Here is a 16674-nt window from a genome sequence, read left to right as displayed (position 1 = left end):
GCGCTGATCGCCGTCAGTCGGCAAAGTAATCGATCAGTCGCTCGGCGGCCGCCTCAACACGGGGTGTGACCAGCGCGAACCGAATCCACTCCTCGCGGGCGGAGCCGAACGTTGCCCCCGGCATCCCTGCGACGCCGGCCTCGTCGATCAGCGTCTTGACGTTGGCCATCGTGCCCGGGAAGTCGTCGAACCGCGCAAGCACGTAGAACGCGCCGTCGGGCTTCGTGTAGTCGGCTCCGGCCGCATCGAGTGCGGCGGTAACGCTCTCAATCCGCGATTCGAGGCGGTCGCGGGCGTCGGCGTAGTAGTCGGGGTCGGTCTCCCGATAGGCCTCGTAGACGGCCTGCTGGGCCGGCCGGCTGGTGGTCACGTTGACGAGCATGTGCCGCGTTTTTGCGGCCGCAACGAGTGCAGGCGGGACAACGGCGTAGCCGATGCGAAACCCGGTGATCGCCATCGACTTCGAGACGCCGCTGGTGATGATGACGTTGTCGGCGTCGAGCATCAGCGCGCTCTCGAAGTCCCCCGAGAAATCAAAGTGGTCGTACACTTCGTCGACGACGACGATCGCGTTGTGGTCGGCGGCAGTCTCGACGACCGCCTCAACGGCGTTGAGATCGTAGACCGCGCCGGTCGGGTTGTTGGGTGTGTTGAGCACGATGACGGCGGTGTCGTCGTCGATGGCCTCGCAGGTGGCTTCGGTATCGAGACCCCCGTCGCGGTTGGCCTCAACCAGCCGAGTGTCGCCGCCGAGCATCGACGCCTTGCCGGTGTAGTAGGGGTAGACGGGGTCGATGAGAACAACACCGTCGCCGCAGTCGCCGTCGAGTGCGCGAGCCATCCCGAGGTAGTTGGCCTCGCTGGTGCCGTTGGTGACGATCACCCGGTCGGGATCGACGTTTCGCCGGGCGGCGATCTCCTCGCGGAGCGACTGGAGGCCGTCGCTCGGCGGGTACTGGAACTCATCGGCGTCGCTGTCGGCGTACTCGTGGAGTCCCTCCCGTATCGCGGCCGGCGGCTCCCAGTCAGGATTACCGCTGACCATGTCGATGATGTCGCCGTCGGCGTCGTCGGCGTACTGCATGACGTGGAAGAACTGCGGCGTCTGGTAGTCCATACCCACGGCTGACACGCCGTCGGCCTGTGTCTTTCGTCACTTTGCCGTGGCTCCCGCAATTATGTCACCAGCGACTGCGTTGATCACAAAGATACAGGTAGGGGGGTCGTGTTGGCCCACGCAATGAACAAACGTGGGCACGTGCTCAACGCCGTTCTGTTGAGTATCGGGTTAGGGTATGTTTTGGAGCCGTCGGCCACCGTTGCGACGGCGCGGATGATGGGCGAACTCCTGTTGCCGGTGACACTGGGCGCACTGTTTCCGGATGTCGACACCGCCTTCGGAACACATCGAAAAACACTGCACAACCTCCTCGTGTTGGGTATCTTCGCCGTATGGCCGATCTACATGGGCAATCTCAACTACGTCTGGATCGGGATTGCGACGCACTACATCCTCGATGTCGTCGGCAGCACACGCGGGATCGCGCTGTTTTACCCGTTGTCGAAAACCGAGTACAACGTCCCGTTCGGGGTTCCGGTCTCCAGCAGCAGGTCGGATCTTGTGACGGTGTTGGTTACGGTTGCCGAGGTTGGTAGCTTCGCTGGCGTGTTGTTCTACGTCGTCCCCGAGGTGACCACTTACACCGCTGAGATGGGACTCAGTATCCCGCTCTGATCAGTACACGCGTACGTCATCGAACCGGCCCTCATAGAGCAGGTTTCGCGGATGGGTCGGCTCGTCGCCCGACAGCAGTAGTCGATCGATCTTTTTCCAGCTGTTTTCGTAGCCGAGATGGCCGTATTCGAGCAGCCGCCGGCCACGGTGGCCCAACCCATTGCGGTGGATCACCTGTCGGTCGGCCCCGGTGGTGAGTGTGTCGACAAGGTCGGCTGTCGACTCGATCCGGCGGTCGAACCGTGTCCATGCCTCGCCGACCGTCCCCGGCAGATGGGTGTACGAGGAGCCGAACCCTGGCAGGTTGAGGTCGGCGGCGATCCGCTGGCCGCGGCGGTTCTGGTGGGGAAACAGCTTCGCGCAGTAGGTTTCGACGGCATCGATCCGAGCGGCGTGGGCACGGATCTCCGGGTGGGTGAGGCTAACGTTCATGAATTCCGGGTGGGGAACCACCACCGCCGCGTCCTGTCGGTTGAACTCAGCCATCGCCCCCTCGAAGGTGATGAAGTCCGGCACCGGTTCATCGAGGCCGATCGCCAGTAGGTGGCGACGGTTGTTCCAGTCGCCGGTGAAGACCTCCCGGGCAGCGACGACATGCAGTTCCGAATCGCTGTAGGCGGCTGCCTGCGCTTTGATCTCCGGCAGCCGCGTGAAGTGTGGCGCGTAGACGAGGATGTCGATCCCTCGCTGCTTCGCCCGTGACACAACACGCTCATCGAGCAGTTTCGTGTGCATGTCGACACGGGTCTGGTCGGCATCGCTCACGGTCGATGGTTTCCCCACATCCCTTAGTCGATATCGGTTCGTCGCCGGACGCCGTCGGCACAGCAATCGTTATACCGTCGCCACCGCAATCGATAGCTATGAGTTCATGGCGGTGTGGCATCGACGGCTGTGGCATACAGACCGAGACCGTCGAGGAACTCATCCACCACCAGACGACCCAACACACCAAACACGAGTGTCAGGTCTGTGGAACCATCGTTCCTGACGGCTACTTTGCCATCCGCCACGCCTTCGAGGAACACACTCGCGCCGAATACGTCCGCGCCTACGACGCCGACTCCGAAGCCGTCCGACGACGCGAGGCGATCAAAACACAGATCGAATCCGAGGCCGATCTTGAAGCCGTTATCGCCGATCTCGACGCAGTTAACTGAGCTTTTTTTGACTACTACCGTTCCTCGCTGTCTGCGCACGGGTGCGAAGCACCCGTTCGCATGGTTTGAGGAGCTACCGCTCCTCACTATCTGCTCGCGGCAACGCCGCTCGCACGGCCCGAGGAACTACCGTTCCTCGCTGTCCAGCACACGGATCTGGTCGCCACGAACCGTCACCGGGATCGGCACCGTCGCCTCGTAGAGCTCGACGGTCACCTGATCTTTGCCCTCGTCGATGCGCTGGACGCGAGCCTTCTCGCCTTGGAAGGGGCCGGCGATGAGCTCGACGATGTCGCCCTCGGCGATCCCCTCGACATCAGGGGTCGGCGAGAGGAAGTGTTCGACCTCCGCCAGCCCGGACTCACCGGGGACGATCGATCGTGCGTGTGGGATCTCATCGAAGAGCCGTTCGAGAGCCGCTGTGCCGTCGGCTTCGACCATGACGTAGCTCGTCAGGGAGTCAGGTGAGAGCACGGCGTGGATCTCATCTTCCTCCTTGGTGGCGATCATGTCGGCGACCGTCTGCTCTTGGCTGGCGGTCGTTTTGACGGCGTAGATGCTCATCAGACACCACCGGGAATGAAGCTCATAACCGCAAAGATGATGAAGCCGAGCAGCCCGACCAGCAGAATGCCGGCCCCAGCGATCTTCGAGACCTGCGAAAACTCGTTCCACGATGGCGTACTCGCCAGTTTGAGCACGCGCACATAGCTGTTGAGATCGTACGGAACGTCCATGTTGCCCGACGTTTGACGCGAGGCTTTTTTTATCTATTGATGCACGTCGGCGGCTGGATCGTCAGCAAACGCCGAACAGACGGTGTTATTCGACGAAATCGATATCGTCGTCATCGTCGACCGGAGCTGACTCGCTCGATGCCTGGGCGGTTTCGGCCTGCTCGTCGGCGACCCCGCTGCTGCCGTAGATCTGCGGGGAATCAACGCCGGTGACGACGATCATCGTCCGCATCGTCCCCTCCAACTCCTCGTCGATCGAGGTGCCCCAGATGATGCGGGCGTCGGGGTCGATCCGGTCGTAGATCTCCTCGACGACGCCCTCGGCTTCCTCGATAGCCATGTCGTTGCCGCCGGTGACGTTGACGAGCGCGGAGTTTGCCCCGGAGATATCGACATCGAGCAGCGGCGAGCGGAGCGCGCTTTTGACCGAGTCCTGTGCTTTTGACTCCGAATCGGATTCGCCGAGGCCGATCATGGCGACGCCGCCTTTCTCCATGACCGTCCGCACGTCGGCGAAGTCGAGGTTGACGAGACCGGGTTTGGTGATCAGTTCGGTGATTCCTTTCACTGAACGCATCAAGACCTCATCGCTGACCTGGAAGGCTTGCCGGACGGGGAGTTTGCCGACCGCATCGAGCAGCCGGTCGTTGGGGACGACGATGACCGTATCGCTCACGTCACGCAGGCGTTCGAGGCCGGCTTCGGCGTTGGTGCGCCGAACCTCACCCTCCGCGGTGAACGGTGTCGTGACGATCGAGATCGTGAGCGCGCCGGAATCACGGGCGGCCTTGGCGACAACGGGGGCCGCACCAGTTCCGGTACCGCCGCCGAGGCCGGCGGTAACAAAGACCATATCGGAGCCCTCGATAGCATCGTAGATCTCCTCTTGGCTTTCGAGGGCGGCCTCCTCGCCGACCTGTGGCAGCGAGCCCGCGCCACGGCCCTCGGTTTTCTGTTGGCCCATCAGGATCTTGCTGTCGGCCTCGATGTCGACAAGGTGTTGGACATCGGTGTTGGCGGCGACCAGCTTTGCACCTTCGATGCCCTCCTCAGCCATGCGGTTGACCGTGTTACCGCCGCCCCCACCACAGCCGACGACGGTGATATCGGTCTGAAGATCTTCGAGAACGTCCTGGAGTTCCTCGTCGGTCATCGAGCCCGACTGGGGGCTGCTGGGTGGGCCAGTCTCTGTTTGCTCGTCGGCCGCGGAGTCTTCGGCCTCGTCGATAGCGTCGTCAACGATAGAGTCCATTACTGTCCGTGGCTTGCGAACCAAGCCTATTTATCTTTCCCCATTCGTCAGCCGGCCGTCTGACGCGGTTTCAGCCCGCTGGCCGGCCGGATCCGCTTCGGGCCAGTCGACGGTGAACTGCTCGACGCGCTCGCTTTCAACGGACTCGGGGGTGATCTCTCGGCCGTTGACGGTCACCGTTTCGCCGGCTGCCAGCCGACCGAACGTCGGGCCTTCCGGCACACCGAGGGTGGCGGCCTTCGCTGGATCAAACCCGGTGTCCCGACAGACGACGCCCTCGGCCGTCTGTTCGACCGATTCGTAGTCAGTTGCCAGCGATTCAGCCAGCCGATCGATCAGGTGCTTGAAATTAGCCGTGTCGGCGACGAGGGCGCGACCGGCCGGCAGCGTCGCTCCTTCGGTTGTCTCGTAGCCGATTGTTGTCTCGGTGACAGCCGCCAGCGTTGTGTCGGGATCGACTCCGTTTGCCGCTGCGATGAGGTCGTCGGGCAGTGAGACGGCCGTCCATGTCTCCGCCGGGTTGGTGTCGCCGTCGCGGCTGGTGTCGCTGTCGACCGCGATCTCGCCGAACCGAAGTCCCTCTGCGACCGGCGATAGTGTTGCTTCCGCGGCGTCGACGACCGCACGCGGTCGCTCACCCACGGTTCGGAGCCATGTCTCGCTGACGACCCGATACCCGAGGTCGTCGATGACGCGCTCCAAGTCGGGTTTCTCGCCGTCGACGACGGCCAGCTCGGCGGCACTCGCCGCGAAGGCGGCATCGATCACCTCGCGGTTGGCGGCAGGGTCGCCCATCGCATCCAGTTGCCAATCCGAGCCGATATGGCCGACCGCCCAGTCGGTCTCGGTGACGATCCGCTCACAGCGCGGCGTGTAGTGGCCGCCGCCGAAGCCGACGACGTGGCGCGGTGCTTCGAGGCCATCCGGGCGGTGATCGGCGGCGACGCCGCCCAGATCGAGGACAGCCTTGGCAATCGCGCGAGCGGCCTCCGCGTCCTGCCATTGCTCCTCACCGCTGCCGAGTTCGACGAACATCGACGGCGTCGAACACGCTGTCGGGCCGTGGTGGGTACATTCGATGCCGACCTCGTAGTTGTCAGGTGCGTGCTCGCTGAGGTTGTCGACGACGGTCTTGTGGGCTCCGGGTGCAGCACGGGCAAACGAGCCGGCATCGCCGCCGTACTCCGCCGGCCCGAAGTTGCCCGTGACGTGGGCGGTCAGCAGCCGGCCGGTATCACCGGCGTGTCGGGAAACAAAGATGATAAAATCGAGGTCGTCAGGGGTCGAAAACGCCGGTGTGGGATCGTCGAGTTCGATGTGGATGGTGTCGAACTCGCGGAGTTCGAACCCCTCGGTCGTGTAGTAGCTACCGCCGCCGTCGCCGTCGGCGCGGTGCTCATCCTCGTGGGCTGTCCACTCGCCGACGGCGCGAAGCTGCTCGCCGAGATGCGTCGAGGCCTCGTCGGCCCGGCTGACGACGATGCCGATCATATCCCTGCTGGGAGATCGATCAGCAAAACGCCACCGGATCGAAGAACACAGAGAATTTAGGGGCTGGTCGCCCGACGACGGTGTATGGATGTGTACGGAATCGTCGGCAACCCGGTCGGCCACTCGGTGTCGCCACCGATGCAGACGGCCGGCTTTGCCGACCGCGGTATCGACGCGACCTACGTTACCTTCGAACCCGCCGAAGACGAGATTAAACAGGCGATCGACGGTGCGGATGCCCTCGGGATCGCCGGGCTGAACGTCACGATCCCGTTCAAACAGGATGCCTTCGAGATCGTTGCGCCCGACCCCCTGGCCGCTCGTATCGGCGCGGTCAACACGGTCGCCTTCCCTGCCGATGGCCAGCCGCAGGGGTACAACACCGATGCCGCTGGCGTGACGCGCTCCTTCGAACACCACGATGTCGCGATCGACGGCCAAGATGCGGTCGTTGTCGGTGCCGGTGGCGCGGGTCGGGCGGCGGCGTTCGCGCTCGCCGATGCCGGGGCCGACGTGCATATCGCTAATCGAACCGTCGAACGCGCCGAGTCGCTGGCCAGCGAGGTCGACGGTGCGAGCAGCGGTGGTCTCGACAGCTTAGACGAGACGGTGCCGGCGGCCGATCTGCTGGTCAATGCGACGAGCGTTGGGATGGAGGAAGCCAAGACACCAGTTCCGGCGGGGTTGCTGCACGATGGACTTGCCGTTCTCGATGCGGTCTACACGCCCCGAGACACGCGATTGCTCCGCGATGCTGATGCCGTGGGGGCGACGACGATCCAAGGCCTGTGGATGCTGCTGTTTCAGGGTGTGGAGGCCTTTGAGATCTGGATCGACGAGGACGCTCCGATCGAGGCGATGGATGCGGCGTTACGCGACGCCTTGGACTAACCACACACGCCGTGTCGGAGGCGGCAGGCTTACAGCCGGAACCCCGGCGAGTCGGCGATATCGCGGTAGAACGTCACCGAGTACGCCGTATGACAACAGCAACGAGACGTAGTTCGATTCTCCGGCCGCAATCAGCGTCCCGATACTCGTGGTGCCGGTACGGGCGTCGTCGGCCATCCCGATGATCCCGCCCTGATAGAATGGCAGCACGAACAGCAGCAGGCCGCTTACCCTCACCGAAACGGCTGTTGCAAGCAGCGGCGACGTTGTTGGGACGAGCAACTGTGGTAACTGGAGGAGGCCGATCACCGCCCGACGACGATGATGATCGGGTTGCGAACGAGACTACTAATGGCCGGTTTTAGCGACCGAATTGCAGCCATATGTGGTGATCTCAGCCAAAATACATTAACGCACTGAATCGTTGCAGGAGGCCAATCGTGTGGGGCTGTGACTGGTTTTTAAATAGCGGCGACGCGTATCAGTCACTAATGGCCTTACTCAGCAAGCTCAAATCGTTGTTTGGCATCGGTGGGGGAGCCGACGATGACCGCCGCACGGAGACGACGGTCACGGTCGAACACGACCCTGATGCGGTGACTGACGACGAGGTCGACGAGCCGGCCGACACCGCGGAGCCGACGAGTGAGCCCGAACCGGAGCCGGTCGACGGCGACGCCACAGCAGACGACACGGCAAATAAAGAGCCGGCCGCTGAGCAGAGCGACGATGAGGCTACGGCAACCACCGACGAGCCCAGAGCCGACGCGGTGACAGACGAATCCGGCCCCGCGGTCGCTGTCGACGATGCGGAGGCTGAGTCGGCCGACAGCACGGAGTCAGCGGCGGCCGCGGAACCTGAAGCCGACACCGACGACGGCGACGGGTACAGCGATGCGCCGCTGGATTCGATCAAGGGGATCGGCCCGGCTTACAGCGAACGACTCCATGACGCTGGCATCACCTCTATCGCTGAGTTGGCCGAGAGCGACGCCGAGACAGTCGGCGACGCGATCAACGTCTCGCCGAAAACGGTGAGCAACTGGATCGACCGCGCCGGCAAAAAGTAATCGCGCACGAAACTGTTACCCGCCGCCGGCGACAGGCTCTGTGTATGCAATCGCCGACTGTCGTCACCGATCGGGCGGCGTTCCGTTCGCTGGCGGCCGACGCGCCACCGGGAGCGCGCGTCCCGGTCGAACTTCGGGTCGCCGTCGCCGATCCGTTTGCTGCGTATCGACGGGCCCGCGACGGCCCCGGCGGCATCTTTATTGAAACAACCGGCGGGCAACCGGGCTGGGGCTATTTTGCGGTTGCGCCGGTCGAGCAACTGACAGTTAATCCCGAGGCCGTCGTCGCTGACACTGAACGAGCAGCCGGCGGCGACTACCAGCGCGAAACGCCGTCGCTTGCCGCCCTCGCCGGCCTGCTCGACGGGGAAACGCTCGTCCGCGGCGACTGTGAGGTGCCCTACCCCTGCGGCGCGTTCGGTTGGCTCTCCTACGATATCGCCCGCGAACTCGAAACGCTTGACGGCGACGCAGTCGATGACCGTAGACTGCCGCGACTGCAAGTCGGTGTCTACGACTGCGTGGCGGCGTGGCCCGAACCGCACGACGACGACACCGAGTTGCGAATCACGTGTTGTCCGCCCATCCCCGAAGCCGCCGACGCCGACGCTGTCGACGCCATCTACGAGACGGCTGTCGAGCGAGTGTCATCGCTGGCGAGGGCAGCCCGCGAGGGTGATCCCGGCATCGGCGACCCGCCGGTCGACGCCGCCGACGCCGAGTTTTCCGGCGACACCAGCGAGGCCGCATTTGCTGACCGCGTCCGACAGGTGAAAGCGTCCATCCGCGACGGGGATACCTTTCAGACAAATCTTTCCCAGCGGTTGACCGCGCCCGCAGCCGTCCACCCGGTTGCCGCCTACGACGCGCTCCGTGAGGTCAACCCCGCGCCCTACTCGGGACTGATCGAGTTTTCGGGCCGCGGCGACGACCGCTGGAACGGGATCGATCTTGTGAGTGCGAGCCCGGAACTCCTGCTTGAACGTGAGGGTGACCAACTCATCACAGAACCCATCGCCGGCACCCGGCCGCGGGGCTCGACGGCGACGACCGACGAGAGCTTTGAAACCGACCTGTTGGGCGACGAGAAGGAACGCGCCGAACACGCCATGCTGGTCGATCTCGAACGCAATGATCTGGGAAAGGTGAGTGCGTTCGGCTCCGTCGATGTCAGCGAGTACCGCCGGATCGACCGCTACGCCGAGGTGATGCATCTCGTCTCGCAGGTCGACGGCCGACTCCGCGAGGATCGCTCACTGGCCGACGCTGTCGCCGCGATGTTCCCCGGCGGCACCGTCACCGGCGCGCCCAAACCCCGAACAATGGAGATCATCGACGAGCTCGAAGCGACCCGGCGCGGCCCCTACACCGGGAGTATGGCAGTATTCGGCTTCGATGGCCGGGCGACGCTCAACATCATCATCCGGACGCTGACACGGCACCGCGAGCAGTATCACCTCCGCGTCGGAGCCGGCATCGTTCATGACTCCGATCCGGCAGCCGAGTACGAGGAGACGCTGGCGAAAGGCCGCGCGCTGGTGACCGCCATCGACGACGCGCTGGCCGCCGGCCGGCTGACCGTCGAGGAGGCTGCGAAATGAGCGCGCGGGTGATAAAATGAGCGCGGACACGCTGCCAGCAGCAACGGCCGGGCTCACCGACGGCAACGTCGCCGGCGGGCCGCGTGTGCTTGTGATCGACAACTACGACTCCTTCGTCTACAACCTCGTCCAGTACGTCGGCGAGTTCGCCGGCGAGGTAGCTGTCCGGCGCAACGACGCCGTCGACCCCGACAGGGTTCGGGAGATCGACCCCGACGGGATCGTCCTCTCGCCGGGGCCGGGAACGCCGCAGTCCGCCGGCGTCTCAATGGATGTCTTCGACTTCGCGTGTCCGATCTTTGGCGTCTGTCTCGGCCATCAGGCGATGTGTGCGGCCCGCGGCTCCCACGTCGGTCACGCGCCGAGCGTCGTCCACGGGAAATCCTCGACGATCACCCACGACGGCGAGGGGCTGTTTGCGGGCCTCGATGGCGAACTCAGTGTTGGGCGCTACCACTCGCTGTGTGTTGAACGCGGCGAGTTGCCCAACGACCTCGTTGCAACCGCCCACACGGCCGACGAGCGCGAGGTTGTAATGGGCGTCCGCCACCGCGAGCGACCGCAGTTCGGCGTCCAGTTCCACCCCGAGAGCATCCTGACCGACGACGGCAAGGGGATGGTCGAGAACTTCGTCGATATCTGCGAGGCCACCGATGACTGAACCGGAGTCGAATACCCTCATCTATCACGTCGACGGCGAGCTAGTCCCAGCCGACGAGGCCAGTGTCAACGTCGCCGACCGCGGCTTTCTCTACGGCGACGCCGCCTTTGAGACGATGCGCGCCTACGGCGGCGAGATCTTCGCGTGGGACGCCCACGCCAACCGCTTACAGGAGACCTGTTCGGTACTGGAGTTACCACATGGACTCACAGACGACGATCTCTACGGGCGAATCACCGATCTGCTTGCCGCCAACGAGTTGAGCGAGGCTTACGTCCGGCTGTCGATCACCCGCGGTGTCCAGCCCGGCAAGCTCACGCCCGACGAGGCTGTCGATCCCACGGTCGTCGTTATCGTCAAACCGCTGCCCCGTGGCGGCAGCGACGGCCAGCCGGTGTACGACGGGCCGGCAACACTCCAGACGGTCAAAACCAAGCGCGTCCCCGACAGCGCGATACCAACACAGGCAAAAACCCACAACTATCTCAACGGGGTTCTCGCACGCCTCGAACTCCGCGTCTCGGATGCCGACGAAGCGATCATGGTCGACACCGACGGCCATGCCGCCGAGGGCGCGACGAGCAACCTGTTTTTCGTTCGCGACAACGCACTCCGTACGCCGAGCCTTGCTGTCCCGGTGTTGCCGGGGATCACCCGGGGTGTCGTTCTCGATATCGCCGAGCAGGAAGGGATCCCCATCGAGGAAGGCCGGTATACGCCCGACGAGATCCGCAACGCAGACGAGGTGTTTCTGACCAACTCGACGTGGGAGATCCGCCCCGTGGCGGTCGTCGATGGGATTCAGGTCGGCGGCGATGCGGCGAACCAGGGCGATGATAACGACACTGCGGCAGCGACGCAGTCACCCGCGGGGCCGGTCACGACGCTGCTCTCGCGGCTGTTTGCTGCGCGTATCGACCGCGAACACTACGACTGATCGCTGCCGGGAGCTGTAGGGTTAAACGGTCGCAGTCGTTACCAAGATCCAATGAGTGCTGACAGGCGGATCGCACCGGTTGACGACGTACCGACAGATACGACATTCCTGTTCCGCGTGCGGCCGACTGACGCCGAGGTTCGGGAGAGCCCCGATAGGGAATCCGGCGAGATCAGGGAGGCGATCATGCTGCGGGACGACGAGGGGGTCGTCGGCTGGCTCAACTACTGTCAGCATTTCCGACATATCAAACTCGACAAGGGCTCCGGCGCGGAGATGCGCAACGGCGAGATCATCTGTACCAATCACGGCGCGTACTTTGAGTCCGATACTGGGTTCTGTACCTTCGGGCCCTGCGAGGGCGCGTACCTCAGCGAGGTTGATCTCACGGTTGCAGACGGCGTTGTCCAACTCGTCGACGACGACTACGAGTTTGTCGGGCGTGGTGGGATCGAGACCGATCCGGCCGATCTGGGTTCGAAATCGAACCGCGAGTTCTGATCGGCAATCCGGTGTCCGCCGGCGGTCATTACCCTATCTTTCTACAAGGAGAGAATCCCGGCGTTTACGCCGTCACCAGAACGCCGGCGTTCTGGTTGCCCGCCAGACGCAGTCTGGCGACCAGGCGTGAATCCGACAACTCCACCACAGCCCCCGTCGATAGCAGACCGGATATTCAACGCTAATCCGCATCATTAAGTAGGTTTGTCTACATAGCCTATGCATGGCGATTCAGGTCACTCGAACCTACGTTGCTACCATACGGAATCAGCAACAGGTACAGAGTGGCTTGGATTCGCTCGGGTTTGCCGCCTCGAAGCTCTGGAACATCGCACGCTGGACGTGCGACCGTATCTGGAGCGAAACAGGGACAATCCCCGAGGATGGCCCACTCAAGGCATACCTGAAGAATCACGAACGCTACGCCGACCTCAATTCTCAGTCGAGTCAGCGAGTCATTGAAGAACTCGCTGAAGCGTTCCACGGGTGGTATGCCAAACGCCGAAACGGGGACGACCGCGCAAACCCACCGAAGTATCGCAAGAGCGGCGACGACCACCCACGGTCGACGGTCACGTTCAAAGAAGACGGATTCAAACACGACCCCAAGAACAATCGGATACGCCTCTCAAAAGGCCGCAACCTCAAAGAACACTGGTCAGACTTCATCCTCTGCGAGATCGAAACCCGACCAGATGTGACCATTGGGAACGTCCGTCAGGTGAAAGCAGTTTGGAACGGAGACGAATGGGAGCTCCACATCGTCTGCAAACACGAGATTGAGGCTGAGTCTCCCGGCGACGAAACTGCTGGAATCGACCTCGGTATATCGAATTTCGCCGCCGTCTCGTATTCTACGAGCGATCACGAGCTGTATCCGGGGAACGCTCTCAAGACCGACGAACGGTACTTCGCCAAGGAGATAGCGAAGTGCAACTCGTCTCGGTCGAACAAAGCACTCAAACTCCGACAGAAGCGTTCTGAGCGTCGATCCCACTACCTGCACGCTGTTGCGAAACACATCGTTACAGAGTGTGTTGAACGAGGTGTCGGGACGATTGCTGTCGGCAATCTCGAAGGCATCCGTGAAGACGATGAGACAGGTGAGCCTCGCAACTGGGGCGACCGTGGCAACGAAGGCTTGCACGGGTGGGCACTCGACCGATTCACAAACTTGCTCACCTACAAGGCGAAAACCGAAGGCATCGCCGTAGTTGTAGTGAGCGAGCGAGACACGTCGAAGACGTGTTCGTGTTGTGGACAGAAGCGAGACGCCAACCGTGTTGAGCGCGGCTTGTACGTTTGTCGAAACTGTGGAACCGTAATGAACGCTGACTCGAATGGTGCGGAGAACATTCGGTGTCGGTTAGATCAAGCAGAAAAGGTAACTCTGAATCCTCGGTCGTCCGGGGATAGGAGTAGCGGGCGTGTGGCACGTCCAGTAGTCAACCTGTTCCGTCGTGGAGAACACGACCCGAGCTGTGGACAGGGGACGTTCGCTGAACAAGCGAGCAGCTGCAAATCATAAATATCCCAACTGCGGTCGGGAAGCCTCGCCGTTGACGGCGAGGAGGATGTCACATCAGCGACCACCGGAACGAGCCGGCCGGCATTGAACACAGCCTCGGGCTCCTGAAACCGCATCTTGCGCCCGGTGTTGAACGGCTTTCCACGAGCCTCTCGCGGGAGGCAGCGATCAACCGGCTCGTTGAGTGCCACGTCGACCGCCAGATCGAACATCTGCGGCACGGCGATGCCATCGCAGACAGCGTCACCGCGGTCGGCGTTGTCGACGATTTCCAGGATCAGTACGACGGCAAACGCGGCGAACTCCACGTCATCAATATCGACGGTGAAACCGACGTCGCAACGCTCCGAGCAGCTCAGCCAGAGATCGACGCGCGGATCGGCCGCCTCTGGGAGTACTGACCCCCGAGCCGAGCGGCAGCGACCCGTGTCCCGGCTGCAACTCATTTATGCTGCCCCCCGTCAAAGCCCGCTTGTGAGCACCATACGCGACGGCGGACTGTTTCTCCTGTTGTCGTTTCTTTGGGGCACCTCGTTCATGGCGATCAAACTCGGTGTCGAATTCATGCCGCCAGTGTTGTTCGCGGCGGTGCGGTATGATATCGCCGGCATCCTGATGCTCGGCTACGTGGCGGCGACGACCGGTGAGTGGCGACCACGAAGCCGTGCCGACTGGCTGACCGTCCTCGTCGGCGCGACGCTCATTATCGCGCTCTACAACGCTTTCCTGTTTATCGGCCAGCAGGGTGTCACCAGCGGCGTCGGTGCCATCCTTATCGGTATGAACCCGATTCTCGCGACGGGATTCTCCCGGGTCTTGCTCCCGCAAGAACAGTTCGGCGGGATCGAAACCGTGGGGCTTTTATTCGGCTTTCTCGGCGTGGGGTTGGTCGCTTTCCCCGAGTCAACGAGTTCGCTTGCTGCCGATCTCATCGCGCCGGCGTTCGTCCTGTCGGCGGCGGGCTGTGTCGCGTTCGGGAGCGTCGCCATCCAGCGTATCGACAGCGACATCGGCACCGAGGGGATGGTCGCGTGGTCGACGGCAGTCGGAGCCCTGTTGTTGCACGTGATGAGTGCCGGCCGTCCCGCGGAGTCTGTCGCCGACGTTACTGTCACGCCAGTCGCGATCGTCTCAGTCGTCTATCTCGCGGTGTTCGCCAGCGCGGTCGGCTACGTCATCTACTTCGAACTGCTCGATCGCCTCGGTGCGATCGAGATCAACCTCGTTTCGTACTCCGTCCCAGTTTTTGCTACTCTCTCGGGGTGGCTCGTGCTCGACGAGTCGCTCGATACGGCGGCGATCGCTGGCTTCGTCGTCATCTTCGTCGGTTTTCTGCTGCTGAAACAGGGGCTGATCCGCGACCGTCTCTCAGCAGGCCGAGAGACAAACCCAACAGATCGATCGTGAGCAAAACGCGTTAGCGGCTCTCGTGTGGTTCGATCCTGTTCAGGCAGTCAGCTGGTCTGACAGAGACAGCACATATTGCTGCTATCTTTTCTCAAGGCGAGAATCCCGCCGTTTACGGCGGGCGTGAAGCCGACAACTACTGACCGTTCCACCGTTGGTCGAAGGCTGAATACCCCATGTTAGCAAACGTTTATTGGAATTGGGTGTATAGAAAATGTTACGGCCAAATGAAGTATAACCTCGAAAAAGGGTCGCACACGGTGTACGCGCTCCAATATCACTTTGTGACCGTCACAAAGTATCGGAGCGACATCCTCATCGACGAGATTGCAGAACGGCTGGGGGAGATCGCCAGTGATATCGCCGCAGATTTCAATGTGAACATCCAGAACGTCAACGGTGGTTCTGACCACGTTCACATCCTGTTTACCGCAGAACCAACCACTGAGCTTACCAAGTTCATCAACTCGCTCAAGGGTGTCTCGTCTCGGAAAATTCGGGACGAATACCCAGAAACCCGGCAGGCACTCGATGATGCCTTCTGGCAGCCGGGATACTTTCTTGCTACGACCGGACAGGTGAGCATCGACGTGTTGATGGACTACGTGGAGGATCAGTAACAATGCCGAACACCGTCACGAAGACGTTACAGGCGACGTTCGCGCCACCGACAGCACACAAACAGTCGAAGCTGACGGATCTGCTTAAAACGTATCGTGACGGGCTACAAGCGGCCTTCGATGCTGGGGCGAGTACCATGTCGGCAGTCAGCGACATCGTGACACCCTACGACCTGCCGTATCAAGCGAAGGCCGCCCTCTGCAACTACGTCCCGCAACTCCGCAACACGTACAACGCCGAGGAGTTAGACGACGAACACCCGATACGGCTCACCAATCAAGCAGCGGAGTTCGATCACTCCGCCGACCGCGACTACGAGTTTACATGGTGGGTTCCACAACCGGGCCGGGGGACGAACTTCTGGATACCGCTTCGAATCAATCCTGAACAAGAAGACCTCTGGCATGATCTTGTATCAGAGGACGCGAAAGCAGGCGAGATACGGCTGCAACAGCACCAGAACAACTGGGTACTACACGTCACCGTCGAGTACCCGGTCGAAGACCCAGCGACAGACGGTGACGCCACATACGTCGGGTTAGACATCGGAGAAACCGCCCTGATAACGGGCTGTGCCCTCAAGGACGGTTCTCCGACTGACCCGTTCGTGTGTAGCGGCAATAAAGCGAAACACCTCCGCAAGGAGATGCATACGACCCTGAAACGGCTGCAAGAGCGTGACGCTGCCGAGTGGCGGATCGACAATCGATTCGACCACTACCAGAACGCGCTCACTGATATTGTCGAGAAAGCGTCTCGGCAGGCCGTCGAGTATGCCCAACAGTTTGAGAATCCAGTGGTAGTGATGGAGGATTTGACGTACATCCGTGAATCACTGGATTACGGCGAGTACATGAACCGTCGGCTGCACTCGTGGGCGTTCGCCCGGCTGCAAGGCCGCATCGAGGATAAGGCGGCGGAAGCAGGCGTCCCCGTCGAGTACGTGAATCCAGAGTACACCTCGCAAACGTGCCACTCATGTTACCGTCTCGGGCGTCGGGACTCACAGGTAGAGTTCCGATGCCCGCACGACGACTGCCACGTTTCGACGTTTCAGGCCGACATCAACGCTGCCGCTAATA

The 16674-nt window shown here is 62.2% G+C and carries 19 protein-coding genes; 12 read left to right on the top strand and 7 right to left on the bottom strand.

Features of this window, described 5'->3' with window-relative positions; all coding sequences use genetic code 11:
- Nucleotides 1-13: 13 nt before the first annotated feature.
- Nucleotides 14-1117 (bottom strand): pyridoxal phosphate-dependent aminotransferase, encoded by a 1104-nt coding sequence (locus tag DP106_RS12185; protein WP_120085668.1) that lies wholly within the window; start codon nt 1115-1117, stop codon nt 14-16.
- 123 nt (nt 1118-1240) lie between these two features.
- Between DP106_RS12185 and DP106_RS12180 the strand changes: the two genes are divergently transcribed.
- Nucleotides 1241-1735, top strand: a complete 495-nt coding sequence (locus tag DP106_RS12180) for a metal-dependent hydrolase (protein ID WP_120085666.1) — start codon at nt 1241-1243, stop codon at nt 1733-1735.
- Here the strand turns inward: DP106_RS12180 and DP106_RS12175 are convergent, their stop codons facing one another.
- A complete protein-coding gene (locus tag DP106_RS12175; RefSeq protein ID WP_120085719.1) occupies nt 1736-2470 on the bottom strand; it encodes a PHP domain-containing protein in 735 nt (244 codons plus the stop codon). It abuts the gene before it with no gap.
- A gap of 128 nt (nt 2471-2598) precedes the next feature.
- On the opposite strand from DP106_RS12175, the gene DP106_RS12170 reads away from it, so the two are divergent.
- Nucleotides 2599-2895: a DUF7565 family protein gene (locus DP106_RS12170; protein WP_120085665.1), complete on the top strand. Its 297-nt coding sequence runs from the start codon at nt 2599-2601 to the stop codon at nt 2893-2895.
- 126 nt (nt 2896-3021) lie between these two features.
- Here DP106_RS12170 and DP106_RS12165 read toward each other — a convergent pair whose 3' ends face one another.
- The 4 genes from DP106_RS12165 to DP106_RS12150 all read right to left on the bottom strand — a co-directional run bounded on the left by DP106_RS12165 (nt 3022) and on the right by DP106_RS12150 (nt 6375).
- Entirely contained in the window at nt 3022-3459 is a 438-nt protein-coding gene (locus tag DP106_RS12165) for a transcription elongation factor Spt5 (protein WP_120085663.1), read from the bottom strand.
- Nucleotides 3459-3632: a protein translocase SEC61 complex subunit gamma gene (locus tag DP106_RS12160; protein ID WP_120085661.1), complete on the bottom strand. Its 174-nt coding sequence runs from the start codon at nt 3630-3632 to the stop codon at nt 3459-3461. The genes DP106_RS12165 and DP106_RS12160 overlap by 1 nt, the downstream gene beginning before the upstream one ends.
- 85 nt (nt 3633-3717) lie before the next feature.
- Entirely contained in the window at nt 3718-4884 is a 1167-nt protein-coding gene (gene ftsZ, locus DP106_RS12155; protein ID WP_120085659.1) for a cell division protein FtsZ, read from the bottom strand.
- A 30-nt stretch (nt 4885-4914) separates the two neighbouring features.
- A complete protein-coding gene (locus DP106_RS12150) occupies nt 4915-6375 on the bottom strand; it encodes a D-aminoacyl-tRNA deacylase (protein WP_120085657.1) in 1461 nt (486 codons plus the stop codon).
- An 84-nt stretch (nt 6376-6459) separates the two neighbouring features.
- Here DP106_RS12150 and aroE point away from each other — a divergent pair, with 84 nt between their 5' ends.
- The gene (gene aroE / locus DP106_RS12145; protein ID WP_120085655.1) at nt 6460-7266 is read left to right on the top strand and encodes a shikimate dehydrogenase; all 807 of its coding nucleotides are present in this window, start codon (nt 6460-6462) and stop codon (nt 7264-7266) included.
- Here aroE and DP106_RS12140 read toward each other — a convergent pair.
- Nucleotides 7246-7575, bottom strand: coding sequence for a DUF7847 domain-containing protein (locus DP106_RS12140; RefSeq protein WP_120085653.1), 330 nt, complete (start codon nt 7573-7575; stop codon nt 7246-7248). The two genes, aroE and DP106_RS12140, sit on opposite strands and share 21 nt — an antisense overlap.
- A gap of 182 nt (nt 7576-7757) precedes the next feature.
- Here DP106_RS12140 and DP106_RS16420 point away from each other — a divergent pair, with 182 nt between their 5' ends.
- The 9 genes from DP106_RS16420 to DP106_RS12095 all read left to right on the top strand — a co-directional run.
- Nucleotides 7758-8336: a helix-hairpin-helix domain-containing protein gene (locus tag DP106_RS16420; RefSeq protein ID WP_120085651.1), complete on the top strand. Its 579-nt coding sequence runs from the start codon at nt 7758-7760 to the stop codon at nt 8334-8336.
- Nucleotides 8337-8380: 44 nt separating this feature from the next.
- The gene (locus tag DP106_RS12130) at nt 8381-9937 is read left to right on the top strand and encodes an anthranilate synthase component I family protein (RefSeq protein ID WP_120085650.1); all 1557 of its coding nucleotides are present in this window, start codon (nt 8381-8383) and stop codon (nt 9935-9937) included.
- A gap of 16 nt (nt 9938-9953) precedes the next feature.
- Nucleotides 9954-10598, top strand: coding sequence for an anthranilate synthase component II (locus DP106_RS12125; RefSeq protein WP_120085648.1), 645 nt, complete (start codon nt 9954-9956; stop codon nt 10596-10598).
- Complete coding sequence (locus DP106_RS12120; RefSeq protein WP_120085647.1) at nt 10591-11535, top strand: aminotransferase class IV; 945 nt, start codon at nt 10591-10593, stop codon at nt 11533-11535. The genes DP106_RS12125 and DP106_RS12120 overlap by 8 nt, the downstream gene beginning before the upstream one ends.
- A gap of 51 nt (nt 11536-11586) precedes the next feature.
- Entirely contained in the window at nt 11587-12036 is a 450-nt protein-coding gene (locus DP106_RS12115) for a Rieske (2Fe-2S) protein (protein ID WP_120085645.1), read from the top strand.
- 223 nt (nt 12037-12259) lie between these two features.
- On the top strand, nt 12260-13564 hold the full coding sequence (locus DP106_RS12110; RefSeq protein WP_120085643.1) for an RNA-guided endonuclease InsQ/TnpB family protein: 1305 nt from the start codon (nt 12260-12262) through the stop codon (nt 13562-13564).
- A gap of 474 nt (nt 13565-14038) precedes the next feature.
- A complete protein-coding gene (locus DP106_RS12105) occupies nt 14039-14971 on the top strand; it encodes a DMT family transporter (protein ID WP_120085641.1) in 933 nt (310 codons plus the stop codon).
- A gap of 227 nt (nt 14972-15198) precedes the next feature.
- Nucleotides 15199-15591, top strand: a complete 393-nt coding sequence (gene tnpA / locus DP106_RS12100) for an IS200/IS605 family transposase (RefSeq protein WP_120085639.1) — start codon at nt 15199-15201, stop codon at nt 15589-15591.
- Nucleotides 15592-15593: 2 nt separating this feature from the next.
- Nucleotides 15594-16674 (top strand): RNA-guided endonuclease TnpB family protein (locus DP106_RS12095; protein ID WP_133305138.1); only part of this gene is annotated, 1081 nt, incomplete at its 3' end.

The organism is Halonotius pteroides (genome assembly GCF_003605635.1).
GTDB classification, from domain to species: Archaea; Halobacteriota; Halobacteria; order Halobacteriales; family Haloferacaceae; genus Halonotius; species Halonotius pteroides.
Note: the sequence above shows the minus strand (reverse complement) of the source record. Positions and strands in the feature narration are given on the sequence as shown.